Raw genomic sequence first — 456 nt, 5'->3', positions numbered from 1 at the left:
GCATTACGAAACTTTTCAGCAGCGTGCATTAGTTCTTCTGCAATCTTATCAAATTCCCGAAACACATTAAACATTTGAGGTTTTGTTTCATTTGATTATCACCCCTCACCAATCGGGCGTTTACGGGCAGCAGGGCTTCCACCTAACTTCTTTGCTCCCGCCGAATTTTGAGGTGGGAGTCTTACTGCCCGGCAAATAGCGGGATAAATCACCTAAATCTCGATATAATAATTGTGTGCTTTCTATCAACAAAAAACCTCCTAATTATTAGGATCTAAATTTCAATCCAATAATTAGAAGGTTTTTAAATTAACCGCCAATTACCTATGTACTTTATTGCCTACATATGTAATTCGTTGGTTATTAAATTTTGTTATGAAATTAATACGACAATATTTACGAAGCCTTATGTTCAAGTCTTAGCTTATCCGCAACCATTGCGATGAACTCGGAATT

At 36.8% G+C, this 456-nt stretch carries 1 pseudogene; it reads right to left on the bottom strand.

Annotated features, from left to right (window positions below):
- Positions 1-92 (bottom strand): annotated as a pseudogene (locus tag Q3V31_RS30800) (WXG100 family type VII secretion target); the annotation flags it as partial.
- Between the last annotated feature and the right edge of the window lie 364 nt (positions 93-456).

Origin of the sequence: Bacillus nitratireducens (assembly GCF_036320425.1) — a bacterium.
GTDB classification, from domain to species: Bacteria; Bacillota; Bacilli; order Bacillales; family Bacillaceae_G; genus Bacillus_A; species Bacillus_A nitratireducens.
Note: the sequence above shows the minus strand (reverse complement) of the source record. Positions and strands in the feature narration are given on the sequence as shown.